The 17,538-nt window shown below is 60.2% G+C and carries 16 protein-coding genes, 1 other RNA gene and 1 pseudogene; 8 read left to right on the forward strand and 10 right to left on the reverse strand.

What is annotated here, in order from left to right; genetic code table 11:
- Nucleotides 1-54: 54 nt before the first annotated feature.
- The gene (locus B0G76_RS03430) at nt 55-1,779 is read left to right on the forward strand and encodes an FAD-dependent monooxygenase (protein WP_120290112.1); all 1,725 of its coding nucleotides are present in this window, start codon (nt 55-57) and stop codon (nt 1,777-1,779) included.
- A gap of 39 nt (nt 1,780-1,818) precedes the next feature.
- Here the strand turns inward: B0G76_RS03430 and B0G76_RS03435 are convergent, their stop codons facing one another.
- From B0G76_RS03435 to B0G76_RS03450, 4 genes are read right to left on the reverse strand one after another with little or no spacing between them, the layout of a single operon-like run.
- Nucleotides 1,819-2,070 carry a formate dehydrogenase subunit delta gene (locus B0G76_RS03435; protein WP_120290114.1) on the reverse strand — a complete coding sequence of 84 codons (252 nt, stop codon included), beginning with the start codon at nt 2,068-2,070 and terminating at the stop codon, nt 1,819-1,821.
- 8 nt (nt 2,071-2,078) lie between these two features.
- Nucleotides 2,079-5,057: a formate dehydrogenase subunit alpha gene (gene fdhF, locus B0G76_RS03440; protein ID WP_120290116.1), complete on the reverse strand. Its 2,979-nt coding sequence runs from the start codon at nt 5,055-5,057 to the stop codon at nt 2,079-2,081.
- A gap of 14 nt (nt 5,058-5,071) precedes the next feature.
- Nucleotides 5,072-6,643, reverse strand: coding sequence for an NADH-quinone oxidoreductase subunit NuoF (locus tag B0G76_RS03445; protein WP_120290118.1), 1,572 nt, complete (start codon nt 6,641-6,643; stop codon nt 5,072-5,074).
- Complete coding sequence (locus B0G76_RS03450) at nt 6,640-7,125, reverse strand: NAD(P)H-dependent oxidoreductase subunit E (RefSeq protein WP_120290121.1); 486 nt, start codon at nt 7,123-7,125, stop codon at nt 6,640-6,642. Before B0G76_RS03450 ends, B0G76_RS03445 begins: the two co-directional genes overlap by 4 nt.
- A gap of 133 nt (nt 7,126-7,258) precedes the next feature.
- Between B0G76_RS03450 and B0G76_RS03455 the strand changes: the two genes are divergently transcribed.
- Both B0G76_RS03455 and B0G76_RS03460 read left to right on the forward strand, forming a co-directional pair.
- Entirely contained in the window at nt 7,259-8,338 is a 1,080-nt protein-coding gene (locus B0G76_RS03455; RefSeq protein WP_120290123.1) for a substrate-binding domain-containing protein, read from the forward strand.
- Between the two features lie 109 nt (nt 8,339-8,447).
- Complete coding sequence (locus B0G76_RS03460; protein ID WP_120290125.1) at nt 8,448-8,714, forward strand: hypothetical protein; 267 nt, start codon at nt 8,448-8,450, stop codon at nt 8,712-8,714.
- A gap of 161 nt (nt 8,715-8,875) precedes the next feature.
- On the opposite strand, the gene B0G76_RS03465 is transcribed toward B0G76_RS03460, so the two are convergent.
- The 3 genes from B0G76_RS03465 to B0G76_RS03475 all read right to left on the reverse strand — a co-directional run bounded on the left by B0G76_RS03465 (nt 8,876) and on the right by B0G76_RS03475 (nt 10,377).
- On the reverse strand, nt 8,876-9,244 hold the full coding sequence (locus tag B0G76_RS03465; protein ID WP_120290127.1) for a hypothetical protein: 369 nt from the start codon (nt 9,242-9,244) through the stop codon (nt 8,876-8,878).
- 244 nt (nt 9,245-9,488) lie between these two features.
- Nucleotides 9,489-9,974: a transfer-messenger RNA gene (gene ssrA, locus B0G76_RS03470) on the reverse strand.
- A gap of 49 nt (nt 9,975-10,023) precedes the next feature.
- A complete protein-coding gene (locus tag B0G76_RS03475; protein WP_120290129.1) occupies nt 10,024-10,377 on the reverse strand; it encodes a helix-turn-helix domain-containing protein in 354 nt (117 codons plus the stop codon).
- 217 nt (nt 10,378-10,594) lie between these two features.
- On the opposite strand from B0G76_RS03475, the gene B0G76_RS03480 reads away from it, so the two are divergent.
- The 5 genes and pseudogenes from B0G76_RS03480 to B0G76_RS03500 all read left to right on the forward strand — a co-directional run.
- A complete protein-coding gene (locus B0G76_RS03480) occupies nt 10,595-11,053 on the forward strand; it encodes a hypothetical protein (protein WP_147393997.1) in 459 nt (152 codons plus the stop codon).
- 271 nt (nt 11,054-11,324) lie between these two features.
- Nucleotides 11,325-11,879, forward strand: coding sequence for a hypothetical protein (locus tag B0G76_RS03485; protein WP_147393998.1), 555 nt, complete (start codon nt 11,325-11,327; stop codon nt 11,877-11,879).
- 174 nt (nt 11,880-12,053) lie between these two features.
- Nucleotides 12,054-12,437: a hypothetical protein gene (locus B0G76_RS43440; protein ID WP_259460489.1), complete on the forward strand. Its 384-nt coding sequence runs from the start codon at nt 12,054-12,056 to the stop codon at nt 12,435-12,437.
- 82 nt (nt 12,438-12,519) lie between these two features.
- On the forward strand, nt 12,520-13,134 hold the full coding sequence (locus B0G76_RS03495) for an RNA 2'-phosphotransferase (protein WP_120296174.1): 615 nt from the start codon (nt 12,520-12,522) through the stop codon (nt 13,132-13,134).
- A 146-nt stretch (nt 13,135-13,280) separates the two neighbouring features.
- A pseudogene (locus tag B0G76_RS03500) lies at nt 13,281-13,460 on the forward strand (3-oxoadipyl-CoA thiolase); the annotation flags it as partial.
- A 39-nt stretch (nt 13,461-13,499) separates the two neighbouring features.
- Here the strand turns inward: B0G76_RS03500 and B0G76_RS03505 are convergent.
- From B0G76_RS03505 to B0G76_RS03515, 3 genes are all read right to left on the reverse strand, one after another.
- Nucleotides 13,500-14,798: an MFS transporter gene (locus tag B0G76_RS03505; protein ID WP_120290135.1), complete on the reverse strand. Its 1,299-nt coding sequence runs from the start codon at nt 14,796-14,798 to the stop codon at nt 13,500-13,502.
- A 72-nt stretch (nt 14,799-14,870) separates the two neighbouring features.
- The gene (locus B0G76_RS03510) at nt 14,871-16,295 is read right to left on the reverse strand and encodes a sulfatase-like hydrolase/transferase (protein ID WP_120290137.1); all 1,425 of its coding nucleotides are present in this window, start codon (nt 16,293-16,295) and stop codon (nt 14,871-14,873) included.
- Between the two features lie 117 nt (nt 16,296-16,412).
- Nucleotides 16,413-17,372 carry a LysR family transcriptional regulator gene (locus tag B0G76_RS03515; RefSeq protein ID WP_183081980.1) on the reverse strand — a complete coding sequence of 320 codons (960 nt, stop codon included), beginning with the start codon at nt 17,370-17,372 and terminating at the stop codon, nt 16,413-16,415.
- Between the last annotated feature and the right edge of the window lie 166 nt (nt 17,373-17,538).

Genomic DNA, 17,538 nt, shown 5'->3' on the forward strand with positions numbered 1-17,538 from the left:
GAGCGGATTCCCGGCGGCGTACACTAGGACGTCCTGTCGTCTCCGGAGGCCCGCATGGACGCTGCCGCTCACGATACGTCGCCGGTGCTGATCGTCGGGGCGGGTCCGACCGGGCTTGCCGCGGCCATGAGTCTGGCGCGCGCCCACATCCCCGTGCGTCTAATCGACAAGGCGCTGCAACCGAACCCCTACTCGCGGGCCATCGGCATTCAGGCGCGCACGCTCGAGCTATTCGAACAGCACCGGCTGATCGAGCCATTTCTCGAACTCGGTCATCGCGCGCGCATCGCCAATCTTTTTTCCAATGGCATGCGTCTCGCGCGCCTCGATTTCGATCCCCTGCATACCCGCTATCCGTATCTGCTATTTCTCGATCAATCCGTGACTGAACGTCTGCTGACGGAGCATCTCGCGACGCTTGGCGTGACGGTCGAGCGCGGCGTCGAACTGACGATGTTCTCGCAGGGTTCCGCCAGCATGCAGGCGACGCTGCGTCGCGCGGACGGCCACACGGAGACGCTGCGCCCGTCGTACATGATCGCCGCCGACGGCGCGCATAGCACGATCCGTCACCGGCTCGGGTTGAGCTTTGAGGGCAATGCCTTCGAGCAGACGTTTCTGCTTGCCGACGTGCATGCCGAAACCGATTGGCCCGACGACGAATTCCATATCTTCGCTTCAGGCGAGGGTCTCGTCGCGTTGTTTCCGATGGGCCATGGCCGTCATCGTCTGATTGCGGATCATTCGGCCGAACCGGCCACCGTCTCTGCGCCGGCGACGCCTGCTGCGCTCGGTGAACCGCCGCTCGATCAGGTGTTGCCGCCGTCGCTTGCCGAATGCAAGGCGCTGATCGCCCGGCGTGTGCGAGAACGCGTCGACGTGTCGGAGCTGGCATGGTCGTCGCATTTTCATCTGAACAGCAGGATGGTGGAGAGACTGCGTGTCGGCCGCATTTTCCTCACGGGAGATGCGGCTCACGTGCACAGTCCGGCCGGCGCACAAGGGATGAACACGGGCATTCAGGAAGCGTTCAATCTCGGCTGGAAGCTCGCGCGCGTTTTGAAAGGCGCGGCGTCTGACCGCCTGCTCGATACGTACCACCACGAACGGCATCCCATCGAGCGCGACGTGCTACGGCAGACTGGTTTCGTCACGCACATGGCCGAGGCCGATCACGGACCGCTGAAGCTGCTGCGCGATCGCGTGATGCCGGTGCTGGCCGCGCTCGGTCCGCTGCGCGACGCGGCGCGGATGACCATCAGCGAGTTGTCGATCCAGTATCGGCGCAGTCCGCTGACGCTCGAACGTGTGCTCGACGGCGGTCCGCGCGCCGGCGAGCGTGCGCCGGATGCGTTGGTGCATGTGGTGGATGGACCGCTTGGGCGCGCGCCGGGCGTCGGCTGCATTTTCGATTTGCACGATCCGGCGTTCTTCTCATTGTTCCTGATGGTCCCGCCGTTACCCGCCGACGAAACGCCGCTCGATCCCGCCGCGAAGCACGCGCCGGTGCCGGATCCGGAACTGGAGCGACTGGTTGCGGAAGTCGAGCGATTGTTGCCGGATGGGGTACGCATCTGGCGCGTGACCGATACGACCGGCGAGGGCGCCCCGGCGCTATCCGAAGCATATGGACGCACGCGGCCGTCGTTCTATCTGGTGCGCCCGGACGGCTACATCTGCGCGCGCGGGCGCACGGGTTCCGATCTGCACGGCTTGCTGCGGCATTGCGAAGCGTGGTTCACAGAGGGCGGTGTGATACCGGAGCAGGCGGCCCTGTGATGGGGGCCGCCATGCGCTGGTTGAACGGCGGCGGCTCGCCTACACCGTAGCGGGTGCAGCCGGCGTCAGCCCCTCACGATGCTTGACCAGCGCTTCCCGGACAATGGCCGACATCTCGATGCCGTTCGCATCCGGCTCATCGAGCGCCGCCAGCAAAGCGCGCCGCATGCGCGGCTCCCAGAAGCGGCCGATATGATCGGCGATGCCGCCGAGCGCTTCTTCGCGGTCCGGTATTGAATCGAAAAAATCGCCGATCCGGTTCGCCATGTCGATCAGATTCTGATTGTCCATGGCTCGCCTCACTTACCCGACGTTGCGTTGGCCAGCTCGCGCTGCCTCAGCAGATCGAGCTGCTCCGTGTTGAAGCGCGAATATTCCTGCTGCCATTGCGAGGGGTGTTCGACCGGCATCACCTGCACCGCGGTCACCTTGTACTCCGGACAATTGGTGGCCCAGTCCGAGCTATCGGTGGTGATCACATTCGCACCCGATTCGGGGAAGTGGAACGTCGTGTAGACGACGCCCGGCTGCATCCGCTCGGTCACTTTCGCGCGCAACACGGTTTGTCCCGCGCGCGATTCGATTCCGACCCAGTCGTCAGTCTTGATACCGCGTTCTTCAGCATCGTGCGGATGCAGTTCCAGCCGGTCTTCGTCATGCCAGCGCGAGTTTTCGGTGCGGCGTGTCTGCGCGCCGACGTTGTACTGCGACAGGATGCGGCCCGTGGTAAGCAGCAACGGGAACTTGCGCGTCACCTTTTCCGGCGTGGCGATGAATTTCGTAATCACGAACTTGCCCTTGCCGCGCACGAAGGTGTCGATGTGCATGGTCGGCGTACCGTCGGGCGCGCTCTCGTTGCACGGCCACTGGATACTGCCGAGTTCATCGAGCTTCCTGTATGACACGCCGTGGAAAGTCGGCGTGAGACGCGCGATCTCGTCCATGATCTGCGAGGGATGCGTGTAGTCCATTTCATAACCGAGCGCGCGAGAGAGCATCACGGTGACTTCCCAGTCGGCGTAACCCGGTACCGGCGGCATCACCTTGCGTACGCGCGAGATACGGCGCTCCGCGTTGGTGAAGGTGCCGTCCTTTTCGAGGAACGACGAACCCGGCAGCAGCACATGTGCGTACTTCGCGGTCTCGTTGAGGAAAATGTCCTGCACGACGATGCATTCCATCGACGACAATGCCGCCGACACGTGATGCGTGTTCGGATCGGATTGCACGATGTCTTCGCCCTGGCAGTACAGGCCCTTGAATGTGCCATGCACGGCGGCGTCGAACATGTTCGGAATGCGCAGGCCCGGTTCGGGCTGCAACGTCACGCTCCATGCTTCCTCGAACAGCGCGCGCGTGATCGAATCGCTAATGTGACGATACCCCGGCAGTTCGTGCGGGAACGAGCCCATGTCGCACGAACCCTGCACATTGTTCTGACCGCGCAGCGGGTTCACGCCGACACCTTCGCGGCCGATATTGCCCGTTGCCATTGCCAGATTCGCGATGCCCATCACCATCGTCGAGCCTTGCGCATGTTCGGTGACACCGAGGCCGTAATAGATCGCGGCGTTGCCGCCGGTGGCGTAGATGCGGGCCGCTTCGCGCAGGGACGCGGCGGGTACGCCGGTTAGTTCCTCGGTCGCTTCCGGCGCATTTTCGGGCAGGGCGACGAACGCACGCCATTGCTCGAACGCGCGCGTTTCGCAGCGCTCGGCGATGAACGCTTCGTTCAACAACCCTTCGGTCACGATCACATGCGCGAGCGCATTGACTACCGCGACGTTGGTGCCCGGACGCAATTGCAGATGATGCGACGCCTTCACGTGCGGCGTATCGACGATATCGATGCGGCGCGGATCGACCACGATCAGCTTCGCGCCCTCACGGATGCGGCGCTTCATCCGCGAGCCGAACACCGGGTGGCCGTCGGTCGGATTCGCGCCGATCACCATGATCACGTCGGCTTTGTCGACTGAGGCGAAGGTCTGCGTGCCGGCGGATTCGCCGAGCGTGGTCTTCAGGCCGTAGCCGGTCGGCGAGTGGCACACGCGCGCGCAGGTGTCGACGTTGTTATTGCCGAACGCCGCGCGCACGAGCTTCTGAACGAGATACGTTTCTTCGTTCGTGCAACGCGACGACGTAATGCCGCCGATCGAATCGCGGCCATGCTTCGCCTGAATGCGGCGGAATTCCGACGCCGCGTAACTGAGCGCTTCTTCCCAGCTGACTTCACGCCACGGATCGGTGATCTTCGCGCGGATCATCGGCTTGGTGATGCGGTCCTTGTGCGTCGCATAGCCCCATGCAAAGCGGCCCTTCACGCACGCGTGGCCTTCGTTGGCCTGGCCGTTCTTGTGCGGCACCATCCGCACGACTTCGTTGCCCTTCATCTCGGCCTTGAACGAGCAACCCACGCCGCAATACGCGCAAGTGGTGACGACCGAATGCTCGGCCTGGCCCAGCATGATGACGGTCTTTTCCTGCAGGGTCGCGGTCGGGCACGCGGCAACGCACGCGCCGCACGACACGCATTCCGATTCCATGAACGGCTTGTTTTCGCTTGCAGCCACGCGCGATTCAAAGCCGCGCCCGGCAATCGTCAGCGCAAACGTGCCCTGGGTTTCCTCGCACGCGCGCACGCAGCGATTGCAGACGATGCATTTCGACGGGTCGTACGTGAAGTACGGATTCGATTCGTCCTTCTTGTCCTTCAGGTGATTCGCGCCGTCGAAGCCGTAGCGCACTTCGCGCAAACCGGTGACGCCGGCCATGTCCTGCAATTCGCAGTCGCCGTTGGCGGGGCAGGTCAGGCAGTCGAGCGGGTGATCGGAGATATACAACTCCATCACGTTACGGCGCAGCGATTGCAGACGATCGGTTTGCGTGCGGACCTTCATGCCGGCTTCGACGGGTGTCGTGCACGAAGCGGGGTAGCCGCGCTTGCCTTCGATCTCGACCAGACACAAACGGCATGAGCCGAACGGTTCGAGCGAATCGGTCGCGCAGAGCTTCGGCACGTTGACGCCGGCTTCGACGGCGGCGCGCATGACGGACGTGCCGGCCGGTACCGTTACGGCCTGGCCGTCGATTTCCAGCGTGACGTCGACGTCGGCATGACGCGCCGGTGTGCCGTAATCGGCGTCGTCAAAGAACGAACGGGGCGCGCGTTGTTGTGCAAGTGCTTGCGATTTGCACGCGCAGTTGCCGGAGCCGCAGCCGCCTCCCAAAGAGACTTCCTTCGGGACGCCGGCAGGGGAGTTGAGCACATCGGACATGTGAGGCTCCTGGGTCAAGCCGCAGCCGCTTTGGGCGCGTGGTCGTGTACGTTATCGAGACCGAAGTCTTCGGGGAAATGGTCGAGCGCGGACAGCACCGGGTACGGCGTCATGCCGCCCATCGCGCAGAGCGAGCCGGACACCATCGTGTCGCACAGATCGCGCAGCAGTTTCACTTGCCGCGTGGACGTATCGCCGTTGCGAATCCGTCCGATCACTTCGACGCCACGCGTCGAGCCGATCCGGCACGGCGTGCATTTGCCGCACGATTCGAGCGCGCAGAAGTGCATGGCGTATTGCGCGAGTTCGGCGAGATTCGACGTGTCGTCGTGCACGACGATGCCGCCGTGGCCGATCACCGCGCCGACCGCCGCGTACGCTTCGTAGTCCATGGGGATGTCCCACTGGCTTTCCGGCAGATAGGTGCCGAGCGGGCCGCCGACCTGCACCGCGCGCGCCGGGCGTCCGCTTGCTGTGCCGCCACCGTAGTCGAAGAGCAGTTCACGCAACGTGACGCCGAACGCCAGCTCGACCAGACCGCCTTGTTTCACATTGCCGGCGAGCTGGAACGGCAACGTGCCGCGCGAACGGCCCATGCCGAAGTCTTTGTAAAACGCAGCGCCGCGGGCGAAGATGATCGGCACCGTGGCGAGCGTGATGACGTTGTTGATCACGGTCGGCTGGCCGTAGAGACCGACTAGCGCCGGTACCGGCGGCTTCGCGCGCACGACGCCGCGTTTGCCTTCGAGCGATTCGAGCAGCGCTGTTTCCTCGCCGCAGACATAAGCGCCTGCGCCCTTCGCCACAAACAGGTCAAAGCGATGCGCCGCCGAGCCGAGCACGCTATCGCCGAGCCAGCCGGCGGCGCGCGCCCGGGCGATCGCGGCTTCGAGCGTCGCGATCGAGTGCGGATATTCGCTGCGTACGTAGATATAGCCCACTGTCGCGCCGGTCACGACGCCTGCGATGATCATCCCTTCGATCAGCACGTACGGGTCGCTTTCCATCACCATGCGGTCGGAGAAGGTGCCGGAGTCGCCTTCGTCCGCATTGCAGACGATGTATTTCTGCGCCGCTTTGGCGCCGCGTACCGTGCGCCATTTGATGCCGGCGGGGAAGGCTGCGCCGCCGCGGCCGCGCAGGCCGGATTCGATCAGCGCTTCGCAGGCGGCGTCGCCGTCGGTTTGCAAAGCATTGCGCAAACCTTCGAGGCCACCGTGGGCGACGTAGTCGTCGATGGAAAGCGGATCGGTGATACCGATGCGCGCGAAGGTCAGACGCTGCTGGTTCTTCAGATACGGTATTTCATCGACCGCACCGACACGGCGGGCATGCTCGCCGCCTTCGATAAAGCCGGCGTCGAATAGCGCTGCAACGTCGCTCTCTTCGACATTCGCGTAGCCGACGCGGCCTTCAGCCGTCGTCACTTCGACGAGCGGTTCGAGCCATAGCAAACCGCGCGAACCGTTGCGAACCAGGTCGATTTCAACGCCGCGGCGTGTGGCTTCCGCTTCGATCGCTTGGGCGAGGGCATCGGCGCCGAGCGCAAGCGCTGACGAATCGCAGGGAACGTAAATGCGCGTCATGCCGTTTCCTCCACGCGTGTGTTGGCGGCGGCGAGGAGCGCATCGAACTTTTTCGGCGTCACTTTCGCGTGCAGCGTGCCGTTGAGCATCAGCGCCGGCGACAGCGCGCATTGGCCGAGGCAGTAGACCGATTCCAGCTCGACCGTCGCTCCATGCCGATGCTCCGCATCAAAACGGCAGCCGGTGTGTGCCTCGATATGCTGCGCGAGCGCCTCGGTGCCCATGCTGCGGCATGCTTCGGCGCGGCACAGTTGCACGGTGACAGCGGCCGCGGGCTGCGTGCGGAAGTGGTGGTAGTAGGTGATGACGCCGTGCACTTCCGCGCGCGACAGGTTCATGGCACGCGCGAGAGGCGCGACCGTGTCGGGCGGCACGTAGCCGAGCTCGTCCTGAATGGCGTGCAGCACGGCTAGCAGCGACATGCCCGGCTGTGCGTGACGCTGCACCAACTGGTCAGGCGCGATGGCAATGGAATCGTCCAAGTGGGGCTCCTCCAAAGTCATATATGCACTTGTCATTCATAATGTGTGCACTTATGCTTTGTTTATTCGATAGGGGATAGCGGAACAATAGGCGGGTGATACGCGTCGTGCAATAGGAAGGAGCTGAACATATATGATCAGAATCGAGTGCCAGGCGCAACTGGTTGTGAAAGGTCCGGATGGCCGCGAGGCAAGCCTGTCGGACGTGGTGCCGCTGCTCGCGCTGGTGGACGAATCCGGCAGCATCGCGCAGGCGGCGACGCTTAAGGGTTTGTCCTACCGTCATGCGTGGGGGTTGTTGCGCAGCATCGAGGAGCGTCTGGGTGGTCCGCTGATCGCGAAGGAACGCGGGCGCGGCTCGGTGCTCTCCGAACTCGGGCAGGCCGTGTTGCGCGCACAGCGTCTGTGCGGCGAGCGGCTCGACGGCAACATGCACGCACTGGCGAGCGAAGTCGCCAGCGATCTGAACCGCTGGCTCGCGCCACCGGCCGACGACGTGCGGATCTACGCGTCGCACGGTTACGCCGTGGCGGCGCTGGTGACGGCGCTGGTCGCGAACGATCTGCCGGTCGATATCAAATACCGCGACAGCGCGGACGCGGTGAGCGCGCTTGCCCGTGGCGAATGCGATCTGGCGGGTTTCCACTTACCGCTCGGCGAGTTTCGCGCGGCATGCGCCGATACGTATCGGCGCTGGCTCGATCCGCAGCGCCACGTGCTCGTGCATCTGACGAAGCGCAAGCAGGGTCTGTTTCTCGGCAAGGGCAATCCAAAGGGAATCGGCGGCCTGAGCGACCTCGCGCGCGACGACATTCGCTTCGTCAATCGTCAGCCCGGTTCCGGCACGCGCATGCTGCTGGACCTTGCGCTACGAAAAGTCGGGGTCGATCCGGACCGGGTCAACGGTTATGCGTCGGCGGAACTCACGCATTCGGCGATCGCGGCATTCGTGGCAAGCGGTATGGCGGACGTGGGTTTCGGCGTCGAGCCGGCGGCGCATCACTTCGGGCTCGACTTCATTCCGATCGTCGACGAAGACTATTACTTCGCCTGCGACCGCGCCCGGCTGGAGCGCACGCCGCTTGCAACGGTGCTCGGTTTGCTGCGCGGCGCCGCGTTCCGGCATAGCGTCGATCAACTCGAAGGCTACGATCCGCACGACTGCGGCAAATTGCTCGATCTCGATACTGGGCTTGGCCCAACGGCGGTGTAAGCGACTGTAAACAAAATGGCGCCGTCATCGCTGCGTGGGGCGTATGTTTAGGATAATCTCTAACTTTCCGCTTACGCCTTAACCGCGCGCTATGCCGCGCTGAATCGATATGAAAGCTCTTTTTCACGCATGTGCTGCGGCAGCAACGGCTGGTGTGCTTCTCGCTACTGTTTCGGTTGCCTGCGCACAGAATTCGCCGGGTGTGCCGGGCGGTATCCTGCAAGATCAATTCCGTCTTGCCGAACATCCGCAGATGCCGTTTGCGGCCTCCGCACCCTCGGACAAATACCAGTCCAACAAAAAGTCGGCCATGCGCAAGCGCGGCGACAACGGCGATCCGAACGGGTGTAATTTGCAGTGTCCTAAAGACGAATAAGCGCGAGTCGGCGCTTTCGGGTTCCGCTTTAGTGTTTGTTTGAGACGCCGGCATGCTGCCGGCGTTTTTCGTTGGCGCCTGCGTCGGTACCTTCGTCGGTCCCTTCGTGGGTGGCTGATATCAAGCCATTCGGCTCTGGCCCGTGGTTCAATGGCGATCGGTTATGGCTTCGCCATGTGCCACATGTCCTTGAAGCCGTCCCCCTTCATTTCTCCCGCCTGCTTGTCTGCCGCGTAGCGATACAACGGGTGACCCTTGTACGCCCATTGCTGTTTGCCGTCGGCGGCAGGGATCAGCGTCCAGTCGCCTGACGGCTTGTCCGACGGGCCCGCCACGGCTGCCGGCCAGTAGCTCATGCAGCCACCGGTGCAGGCGCTCACGCCGGGCGTGGTGTCTTTGTCGAAGGTATAGAGCGTCATGCCGTCGGCGGTGACGAAGCGGCCGTCGACGATCTTCGGTGCTTCAGCGAAGGCAGTCTGTTGCAGCGCGAGGAGAGTCAGCGTGGAGAGGCATAAGAGAGTCTTGCGCATGATGTTGGCTCCTGATTTTGATGTTGGTCTCGCGCGGAACGCGGCGTGCGGGCGCGCGTGGGGAATAAACGATTGAAGGGGTGCGTTTATTCCTTTGGCTTTGCGCGGCTGTGATACCCGCGAGCAAAAAGGCCCGCTCGATGAGCGGGCCTTCTGTTTTATAGGCAGCCAACAAAAAACCCGCAAGCAGCAGGCCACTTACGGGTTTTGAGTGAGTCTTGATGGTGCAGCTTGAAACAGCGTCTGGTGGAGGCGGCGGGAATCGAACCCGCGTCCAGAAGCACTCTACGACTAGTTCTACATACTTAGTTCTGTCATTTGATTTAACCACCACGACGCGGACGAACACGCTGCGTGACGGCGATTCACTAGATTTTCGACCCGGGCGTCGTGACGCCGCCAAGGCTTAACTGACGTATATGACCTCTGTCGGTATTGCTACCGGTCTTGCGACTCTAGCCCGTCAGTGAACTAGGCAGAGGACGGCGGCCCTTAGGCTGCCAGTGCGAACGTTTCGTCGTTTGAACCACCCCCCTAAATTCCATCCATACTTCTTGATGCTTGAAGGGTTTGGTGTTGGGTTTTGACGAAAACGACAGTCGCCGTGGCCGCCGGAGCGACGGTTTTGTAAGTTTTATATATTTATGTTTGGGCAAGCCGGCGTAGCCGGCGCGTCAGCCTCAAGTGTGTGCAACTTCGGAACCGCCGTCAGGCGGCTGTCCACACCCTCGTGGTGTGGGCAGCGAAGTTGTGCACACGGGGAAGCGGCAAAGGCACATTTAAGCCGTTCGGGGGCGGTTTTTCCGTAACGTTTTTCGTGCTGACTTGTGGGCTGATTTACGGGCTGTCTTCCGGACTGTTTTTGTCCCGGTCGCCTTTACTTGCTCAACATGCGAGATGGCAGCCTCAAGGTCACTGACCAGCTCGCTGAGCGTAAGACCAATCGCAACACACCACTCTCGGACCTCGATGACGTCGAGGCGCCGTTCGCCTCGCTCGCACTTACCGATGATTGACTGAGTAAGTTCCAACCTTTTGGCCAGTTCGACTTGTGACAGTCCTGCCTTCTTCCGCGCTTCCCGTAGCGTGGACAACAGAAGACCGTAATGCTCGGTGTAGATGGACTTTTGCACGAGGAGGCCAAGGTGTCAAAACGGCGACAGCTTGCGGTCCAGTCTCGAATAGTCCAAAATCGACTATAGTCGAAATTCGACTATTTGTTTTTTTATGGGAACACCCTCCCTTGAGGGCGACACCCGCGAGTGGACCGTCAGCATGCAGCGAACGGCCCGTTTTACGCTATACGAGGTGGCTATGGAATCCCGGAGCAATGCGAGGCGCAGAGCCGTAATGTCGCGCTTGGAAAGCATCGTGCACGCTACGGCGCGCGAAACTGTTCCAGAGACTCAACCGAAACCGGAATCGGCCGCTGCGGCCAACATCGATTCTCTGGACATACTGGAAGTACTTTTCATGCTCTGCAAAAAGGATGGCCTGCAGGTGGCGGGCGACCCAAAAAGCGCGTTTGCGCATTTCGATTCCGGCACTCGTACTCTCCACGTGTACGCGCGGGATACAAAAGCAGTCGACATTGCCTCTGACCCAAAATCGACCATGCTTGCCGCCTTGGACTATGCCCAAGTTCAAGGAGCGAGCTTCGAGGCGGGTGATGGCTTCGCTGTCTGCACGGTAAAAGGCGTTACCGCTCACGGGTACACGTATGGGGAGGCTGCCGTGCGCGCTCTTGCAAAACTTAAGGTTTCGCCTGGGTCCCAGACATCGACAGCCGAAACAGAAGACAGCCCCTGAGCATTTCGCTTCGGAGGCTAGAAGTCGCACCCGATGGCGGCCTTCGGCGTTCATGGGATTGACTGACTGCTCTGCAGCGACCTTGGAATCGTACATTCTCTAACTAGCCCCTGCCGCCATGAATCGAATCACAACCAAGGCAGTACCAACACCACGGCCACCTCGTCAAAGACGAGACACGCCTTCGCTTGAAGAAGCACGGCTTGCGCGGATAGACCATGCGATTCATCGTGCGGTTGTCGCTGCAGTCTTGGTTGACCCTATAGGCGCCTTGGCACTTCTCGACATCCCAGATGAAGAGCTCGGTCGTATGTTGAAGAATCGGCTATGGGAAGTCATTGGCGTCTCAACGATACTCGACTTAGACCTCCGCTCGATGCGTGAGGAGGACGCGAAACTACGCAAGCGCATTCGCGGTCAGTCAAAACCGCGAACGCCCGACCATGAGGATGCGGTACAGAGCACCTCGGCAAACCCCGAGCGATACGCCCTCGTGCGTCAGGGAAAGTTGCTGCGTATGGTGGACTACCTTGGGGCGGCAGATGTCACAGAGAAGAAACTGAGTAAGCAAGTCGCCTCAGGGAGAGTCTTTAGCGTTGAACTGGACGCAGGGATGTACATCCCAGGATTCTTTCTTTCCCCCATGATTCATCACAACGACTTCGCGAAGGTCATACGTAGGCTAGGTGATACACCCGGGTGGAACAGGTGGGACTTTTTCACCACTCCGGCAGAGACGCTTGGCGGTTCGACGCCCCTCCAATTTCTTGCGATTAAAAAGGTCAAGCCTGTACTGAAGGCCGCTGGAGAATTCGCGGAGCGCTGAGCACAACTGCTCTCGAGACCATGGAAGAAATTCTGGAATTCGTTCTCCGAGACTTACCGCTACTGCATCGGCTCCAAAATGTTGAGCCGGTGGTTGAGGAAGCCGCGACCATTGCAAAGCAATACGCGCGGCTGTTCACGTAGGCACGAGACCGCAGTTTTACGTCTGCTCGCCATGAAAGAACTCCTGACCTTCGCGCTCAATAACCCCGCACTTCTGGTCGTGCCGGCAGTCGGGTTCGTACTCAGTCTGGTCGTGGTGCGCATCAAAAGGAGATACGTGAACGAAGGGGTCTTGTTTAGGCGCAAGCCTGCGAGGCAGCGCGACCACAACGCCTCAAAATCAGCGGAAAAAGAGATGAACGCTGATAACGATATTGACCTTGAGATTGCGCTTCGCAAGCTTCACGAATTGGGCCTAGAGGACGGGGACTTAGGATATGCCTACTGGTATCAAGTCGGACAGCTACTGAAACGAGCGGCCGGCATGCAAGCACTGATAGACGCGCTCAGCGAGGAGTTGGAACAGTCCCGCGCGGCACGCCCGAAACCGGATTGAAACGAACGCAACGCCGCGGCGGCTGCGTGTTCGCTTCACTGTACATTCTGGATGCCCCCGCAAGCTTGTAACCTCTATGGACATGGACAACGATTCGCGGTCACCGGAAAACTACGTCACCGTGAGCAGACTTCTTTCCAAAGTTCTCCGCCACGAGCCCGAGATGGTAGGCATACGTCTTGACCGTCACGGTTGGGTACCTGTCGATGAACTGATACGCGCAATAGAACGCACCGCACGTAAGGCGGGTGCGTCGAAGCGACTGAGGACATTGCCAGCAATCACGCGAGACGTCATCCTCGCGGTCGTGGCCACGAGCGACAAACAGCGCTTTTCGCTTTCACCCGATGGGCTGCGGATACGCGCGGCACAGGGTCACTCGATAGGCGTGGACCTCGGATATACCGATATGGAGCCGCCGGCTGTTCTTTATCACGGCACCGCTTGGAGGAACTGGGAGAGTATTGCTGCGGATGGATTGACGCCTCGGACCCGGCATGCCGTCCATCTGAGCACGGACGTCAACACAGCGACGCGCATAGGTGCTCGCCACGGCCAACCGTTAGTTTTGGTCGTGAATGCCGTGCAGATGTACGCCGATGGGTATACGTTTACCCGCTCGGATAACGGCGTCTGGCTTACTTCAGTTGTTCCGGCGGCATATCTGTCAAAGTTAACGCCGGACGAGCGCAGTTAAGTCACGAAGCTGCGTTCCCGTGTTGAATCCGTCACGGCGCAACGGGTCCTCATTGGAGAACCGATTGCGCGCAACAAATCGGTCGACTGGGCGCAAGTCGCCGACGTCATTTACGGCTGCGCTAATCAGGCCGGTGAACACAATCGGAAAGTGGCACGCATATCGTCGTCGACTGTAACGAGCATCCTCATGAGACGTCGCTTGAAGCGTTGGCGAAGCTTAAGGGCGTCGTGCGTCCTGACGACAGTGTGACGGCTGGAAAAGCATCTGGCGTGAACGACGGAGCTTGCGCGCTGCACATCGCGAGCGAAACCGCGGCGGCACGAGCGTCAGAAAAGACCTTTCGACCCTCGTGCCCAGTGTCATTACGCATCGACTTGACGCAGTTTCCCACCGAATCGCTTGAGCAAAAGCCCGGCGCACAGCGCGAGCAGGCCGATAAGAGCGATGTAGACCCCAGGAATCGCCGCGTGCTTCGTTGCCTTAATGAGAAAGGTGATGGCAACCGGGGTGAGACCAGTGAAGATGACCGTACTAAGGTTCAGAGACAGTGCGATGCCACTGAATCGCACTTCAGTCGGGAACAGGTCCGCGAGGATGCAGGCGTAGGCGCCGGCGACGAGGCCACCAACGAGACCCATAACGATTACGGCAGTCCAGAGGTCGACGGTGCCAGAGACCAGCGCCATATACAGCGGGTAGCTGCCGCCAATCATCAGCAACGTGCCAATCCGATGCACGAACCGGCGAGGTACGTGGTCGCAAAGCCATCCAGAGAACAAAATTGAAATGGAGAGGCACGCGATGCCGACATTCTGGCAGGCACTGACGACGCGAGGGTCGTGGTGCAATGTGTTGGTGGCAAAGTTAGGGAAGAACACGAAGAGCATGATATTTGATGCGTTCACCACGCTCGAGATGCCAACGCCAATCAATACTGCCTTACCGTGACGAGCAATGAGGTCGCGGAATGGCTTGCGGGACACGTGGGTCCGCATGCGGGCAAACTCTTGAGTCTCCTCGAGGGAGCGTCGCAGGAAGTAGCTGAGCAAGCCGAGTAGGCCCCCAAGACAGAACGCAATTCTCCAGCCGTACGAATGCACATCTGCAGCGCTGAGAGAAGACTGGATGACGAAATTCGTCATCGTCGCAATGAAAATGCCGCTGTTCAAGAAGAAGAGCACAAGGCCACTCACAAAGCCGGCCTTTTGCGGGACCTCTTCGACCACATATGTGATGGCGCAGGGCAGCTCTCCGGCGAGGAAGAAGCCTTGCATGAGTCTCAACAAAATGAGCAGTGCTGGCGCCACGGCCCCGATTGATGCGTAGCCTGGCAGCAACCCGATACCAATGGTCGAGGCGGACATTGCCAGAACGGAGACGAGAAACACGCATTTCCGTCCGTGGCGGTCACCGAAACTGCTGAGAACAATAGCGCCGAGGGGACGCGAAACGTATCCCACGGCGAAGACGCCAAACGAGCTGATGAGAGCGACGACTGGGTCGAACGACGGGAAAAACTGCGATGCGATTTCTTTTGCGAAGACGCCGTACACGATGAAGTCATACATCTCCAGCGAACTGCCGAGGCTCGCCAGAAAGACAGTCTTCCACTTTCGCATAGAGAAGGCGGCCTGTTGTTGAGCTGTGCTCGTTGTAAGCATTGCTCTGTCTCCTAAGATTTTTATTGCTGCTAGCTCTGGTTCCGGCAATGACGCCGGACGGGTGAGAGCGTCCTACTGACGCACGGGCGTGGCGCCAGGTGTTCCGGTTTTCAACGCTGATTCACGTCCACCAAAGCTTTCAATCAGAGCGTTCTGGTCTTGCTTGGCGGACGCATCCACAGCTTCCGGGTCGACGATGTTTCGAAGCTGTGCTTCGAACTCCGAGGCCAGTTCGCGATAGTCTGGCAGCGATGCAAGGTTGGACGTTTCGGCGGGGTCGGCCTCGAGGTCGAAAAGCTCAGGCTCAAGTCCTACGTAGTAGTGGTATTTGTACTTCTTGTTCGCAAGCATGTACGCCGCTGACTCAGAGCCAACTGCGTGGTATTCGCTGAAGACGGTTCGGGTTGAGTCGTCTGGCGAATTTGCCAGCCGCGCCATGGATGTACCGGGCGAGGCGATGTCTTCGGGCGCGCCGACCAAATCGAGAATGGTGTTATGGACGTCCAGCAGCGAGACCGGGGTTTCGCAGACCCGGCCTGCGGGAATTTCGGGGCCGGCAAGAATCATCGGAATACCCGTGGATTCGCGATACATCAAGCACTTATTCCACATTCCACGTGAGCCGAGATTTTCACCGTGGTCGCTGGTGTAAATGACCGTCGTCGACCCGTCCAGGCCAAGCTCCCGCAAGGCGCCGAGGACTCGCCCGATATTGTCGTCAACGAATGAAACAAGCCCCAGATACGACGCGATGGCGAGACGCCGCTGCTCGTCGCTTCCGATAGCCAGGTCGTGGTCCATATAACGCGCTTGCCGCTCAACCCAGGGGTGCCGCTTATATCCCCGGTCAGGATGCAGCGTTGGCAACTCGATGCTGTTAATCGGATAAAGGTCCAGGTAGCGTTGAGGAACGACGAGCGGAAAATGTGGCGCCACGAAGCCGACAAAGAGAACCCACGGCTCTTCCTGCTCCGCGTGTTCGGCAAGCCAACGGACAGCGTGCCCAGCGACGCCTTCATCGAACTCGTTATATGACGAGTGACCCGGCCCAACTTGGTCGTACAGTGGAGACCGCCCCATAGTCTCCGGCAGCGGGTCACGAACGGAACCCCAAACTTGACCGATTCCGCCCATGATGTGGGCCGGCGAAATTTGTCGGCGGAAGCCCGTGGGACTGGAGGCGCTACGGTAATGGAGCTTGCCAATTGAGTCAGCCGCAATTCCAGCCTCGCCCACCCGATGCGCCCAACCTTTAGGCTCACCGTCATAGGCAATCGCGTTATCCCAGCAGCGAATTTCATGGACGTGACGGCCAGTAGCTAGGCTCGCCCTTGCAGGCACGCAGATGGGAGATGGGGTGTACGCATTCTCGAACCTCGTTCCGCGCGCGGCGAGTTGGTCGAGATTCGGCGTGTGAACAACCTGGTTGCCCGCACAACCCATCAAGCCGTGTTGGTGTTCATCGGACAAAATGAACAGCACATTTGATTGCTTCATTGAGGTCACTAAGTTCGTTTTCTGAAGCGGGAAAAGCCGCCAGCTATACGCATCCTGCTTCCAAGTGACCGGTGCTACAAGTTACGAATTTTCTCTTTTCCATTACCTCCAGGTTATTTATCGGGTTACTACTGGCATTGCTGCGCCAGCTTCCTCAAAGCATCGCTGCATCAATCCGACAACGGGGCTGACGTGGTTGCGCCGACGAGTCATCAGGATTTGCGACGAAAGATGAGGCAGCGACAAAGGCAGCACTGCAAGTTCACCGGCATCTACGCTTCGCTGCACGTACGAGTGCGGAAGCACCGTTATCGCATTGCCGGCTTCCAGCAAAACCGGATACGCCAGGAGTGACGCGGATTGCACGCATCCCTGCGGCAATTCCAGCTTATGCCGGGAAAAAATCTGTTCGAGCGCTTTGTCGAGCGCAGAGCCTGTCGGCGGCAATATCCAGGGCACGTCCTGGACGTCTCTCCATGTGATAGCGCGACGGTATGCAAGCGGGTGGTCCTTACCTGCGACAACCACTATGGGGTCCTTGCAAACCGGTGTCTGGTCGAACTCTCGCTGGTTCGGTGGCGGAGTCCGAGAGATGACGATGTCGATTTCACCTTCCAGCAGCATCGGAAACATGCGGTCTGTCGTGCTCTCTATTAGCAAGACCGAGGCGTTAGGCGCGTACCGCTGAAACGTCGCGATGGCTCGCGGCACAAGGACAGGCGTCGTGGTCCCGACGGCCCCGACCGTCACTTTCCCCGCAACGCCTGAGGCCAACGAATCCAACTCAATTCGGGCTTGCTCCAGATGATGAAGTATTTCCCGGCCATGGGTGACCAGCGTCTCGCCAGCCGCTGTGAATCTCAAGCGCCGGCCCGCCCGCTGAACGAGAGGCATCTGAAGCGCCGCTTCCATCTCGGCAATCTGCTTGGAGATTGCAGGTTGTGTGACATGAAACGCTTCTGCGACTTTACGAACCTGGCCCACTTGCGCCAACCGCACCAGAATCCGCAACTGCTGGAGCTTCAGGCCCGCCCGGAAGAATCTCTCAATAGCCGCAGGTTGCGTCGTATCGCTCACTTGACTGCTCATGAAATAACCGTGGGGTTATGAGTTTGGGAAAAATTGTCAATTTTTTGTTATTGAAAAAAATCATAGTCTCTATTCCACAGCGAAACAAGCGCGCCTGGCAGACGCCTAGGCGAATAGACAAAGCGCATCGCACAGAATTAAAAATCGGAGACAG

The sequence above is a fragment of the Paraburkholderia sp. BL23I1N1 genome (assembly GCF_003610295.1).
Lineage (GTDB): Bacteria > Pseudomonadota > Gammaproteobacteria > Burkholderiales > Burkholderiaceae > Paraburkholderia.